Below are 3,522 nucleotides of genomic sequence, written 5' to 3'. Positions count from 1 at the left end.
GACAACTGCTGCAATTTTTTGCGCACTGTCTATGACTATTTTTTCTTGTTCGGCTTCAACCATAACACGTACTACCGGTTCAGTGCCTGATTTACGGAGTAAAACACGGCCTTTTTCGCCTAAAGCTTGCTCTACTTGCGCAACCGCATCTTTTACTTCTGGTGCTTGTGTAGGGTCTGTGCCAGGTGTGTAACGTACATTAATCATTTTCATTGGGTACTTTGTAAAACCAGCCCCTAAATCTTGTAATGTGCGATTTTGAGCCACCATTGCAGCCAATACCTGAAGGCTTGAAATGATACCATCGCCCGTGGTGATTAAATCAAGGTTTAATACATGGCCTGAGCTTTCACCGCCAATTCTCCACCCTTTTTGCTGCAGCATTTCCATTACATAACGGTCGCCAACTTTACTGCGCGCAAATTCAATTCCTTTTGCTTTTAATGCATTTTCAAGCCCCATGTTCGACATAACCGTGCCAACAACACCACCACCTAGCATATGATCTTCAGCCGCTTGGCAGGCAATAATGTAAACTAAGTCATCACCGTCAAATACGCGACCGTTATGATCAACCATCATTACGCGATCACCATCACCATCGTAAGCAATACCCACATCGGCTTTATGCTCTAGCACTTTGCGCTTTAACGTATCAACGTGTGTAGCACCACATTCATGGTTTATATTCACCCCATTAGGCTCACATGCATGAGTAATCACTTCAGCGCCTAGCTCACGCATTACCGACGGTGCAATATGGTAGGTGGCGCCATTGGCACAATCTAGTACAACTTTTAAACCTTCAAGTGATAAGCCTTGTGGAAATTGGCTTTTACAAAATTCAATATAGCGCCCATCAGCACTTACTAAGCGCGAGGCTTTACCAAGTTTATCTGAGGCAACACAGGTCATTGGTTCATCAAGCATCGCTTCAATTTGTAGCTCAACGTCGTCATCCAGTTTTAAGCCTTGGCCATTAAAAAACTTAATCCCGTTATCATAGTAAGGGTTATGCGATGCACTAATTACAATACCTGCTTCGGCTCTAAACGTTTGCGCTAAATATGCTACAGCGGGCGTGGGCATTGGCCCAAGCAGTACGACATCTATTCCTGCGGCAATTAAACCAGCTTCAAGCGCGGTTTCTAGCATGTAACCTGAAATACGGGTATCTTTACCTATAATTACTTTTTTTGTTCCACTTAGAGACAAAACTCGACCTGCGGCCCAGCCTAATTTCATTGCAAACTCAGGGTTAATTGGAGCTGTGCCCACTAAACCACGTACCCCATCGGTACCAAAATATTTTCTTTCGCTCATTATAAAGCTCCTTTTTCGCAAGCTTGGAGTACACCAAGCACATCTGCTGTTTCTTTTACATCGTGTACACGAATAATTTTTGCGCCATTTTGCGCGGCAATTAGCGCACCGGCTAAGCTGCCCGCTAATCGCTCATCTGTTTTTCTGTTTAGCAAATTACCTATCATCGACTTGCGTGAAAGACCTGCTAAAAGCGGTAGTTCAAATTTATTAAATGCATTAAATTTAGCAAGTATTTCAAAATTATGCTCTAGGGTTTTGCCAAAGCCAAAACCTGGGTCGAGGATAAGTTGATCCACCTTAATACCCGCTGTTTCGCATGCGCTTATACGCTGCTCAAAAAAGAGGTTAATTTGCGTTAGCAAGTCAGTATAAGTGGGTTCACTTTGCATTGTCCGTGGCTGCCCTTGCATATGCATCAAACAAATTGCTACATCGGGATACTTAGCGAGTGTGCTAAGTGCGTGGGGCTCTTGTAATGCACGTACGTCGTTAACTATATCAGCACCTGCTAAAATCGCCTGCTCCATGACCTGTGCTTTACTGGTATCTACCGATATAACGCAGTCACTTTTAGCTCTAATGGCTTTTATTGCAGGTATCACACGATTAAGTTCATCGTGTAAATTAACATCTGGCGCGCCTGGACGTGTAGACTCCCCGCCAATATCAATGATAGTCGCACCCTCGTCTAACAACTGCATTGCCTGTTGCACCGCGTGCGCTGTATCTAAAAACTTTCCACCATCAGAAAATGAATCTGGGGTCACATTTAAAATACCCATCACACATGGTTTTTCTAAATTAAGTTTACGCCCACGGGGAAGGTTTATTATGTTAGTCATCGCCAACCTTTTAGTTATTTGATACAAAAAAGCCCCGAAGTACGGGGCTTTTAAAGTATTATTTTAACGATTATTCAGCTTTATCATCAAGGTTTGTTTCATCTTTTTTCGATGAATCATCCGGTTTTTGGCTTTCATCAACCGGCTTTTCTTGAGGTGCGACTGTTTTAGTTGGCTTATCGTCTAAACGGTCGTGTGCATCACGTGGTTCACGCACAGGCTGACGCGCCATTAAATCATCAATTTGTTTAGCATCAATTGTTTCGTATTTCATTAATGCATCTTTCATCGCATGAAGAATATCAATATTTTCTTTTAATATATCTTCTGCTCTTTGATAATTACGGTCTGAGAATAAGCGTACTTCGGCATCAATTACTTTAGCTGTTTCATCAGACATGCTCATTGCGCGACCACCGCCGCCACCCATGTACATCTCGTTTTGATCTTCAGCGTAAAGTAACGGACCTAGTTTTTCACTCAAGCCCCACTGCGTTACCATTTTACGTGCAATATCTGTTGCACGCTCAATGTCGTTACTCGCACCCGTTGTTACTTTGTCTTCGCCATAAATAAGTGCTTCAGCAATTCGGCCACCGTAAAGGCTTGAAATCATTGACTCTAAAAGCTCTTTAGAATGGCTAACACGGTCCTGCTCAGGCAGGTACATAGTTACACCAAGGGCACGGCCACGTGGAATAATCGACACTTTATAAACTGGGTCGTGCTCTGGCACCATACGACCAACAATAGCATGGCCCGCTTCATGGTAAGCCGTCATTTCTTTCTCTTGCTCACTCATCACCATGGTCTTGCGCTCTGCACCCATCATGATTTTATCTTTAGCAGCATCAAATTCAGCCATACTTACAACACGTTTATTACCACGTGCGGCATAAAGTGCAGCTTCGTTTACAAGATTTGCTAAATCAGCACCAGAGAAACCAGGCGTACCACGTGCAATAACTGCCGCTTCTACGTTATCGCCTAATGGCACTTTACGCATATGTACTTTAAGAATTTGCTCACGGCCGCGAATATCAGGCAAGCCAACCACTACTTGACGGTCAAAACGACCAGGACGAAGTAATGCAGGGTCTAGTACGTCAGGGCGGTTAGTAGCCGCTATAACGATAATACCTTCATTACCTTCAAAACCATCCATTTCGACTAGCATTTGGTTTAGTGTTTGTTCACGTTCGTCGTGTCCACCGCCCATGCCAGCGCCACGCTTACGACCTACAGCATCAATCTCATCTATAAAGATAATACAGGGTGCAGCCTTTTTAGCTTGCTCAAACATGTCACGTACACGCGATGCGCCCACACCAACAAACATTTCAACAAAGTCAGA

The 3,522-nt window shown here is 43.7% G+C and carries 3 protein-coding genes; all 3 read right to left on the bottom strand.

The window, feature by feature from the left end; genetic code table 11:
* Positions 1-1,323: phosphoglucosamine mutase (glmM, locus tag B2R65_RS00445; RefSeq protein ID WP_286740031.1), on the bottom strand; the 1,323-nt coding region annotated here is incomplete at its 3' end.
* Entirely contained in the window at positions 1,323-2,168 is an 846-nt protein-coding gene (gene folP / locus B2R65_RS00440; RefSeq protein ID WP_286740029.1) for a dihydropteroate synthase, read from the bottom strand. The genes folP and glmM, both read right to left, overlap by 1 nt.
* A 70-nt stretch (positions 2,169-2,238) precedes the next feature.
* Positions 2,239-3,522: ATP-dependent zinc metalloprotease FtsH (ftsH, locus tag B2R65_RS00435; protein ID WP_286740027.1), on the bottom strand; the 1,284-nt coding region annotated here is incomplete at its 5' end.

The sequence above is a fragment of the Pseudoalteromonas sp. UBA2102 genome, from assembly GCF_002331165.1.
GTDB classification, from domain to species: Bacteria; Pseudomonadota; Gammaproteobacteria; order Enterobacterales; family Alteromonadaceae; genus Pseudoalteromonas; species Pseudoalteromonas atlantica.
This window is presented reverse-complemented; position numbering and strand designations above follow the sequence as displayed.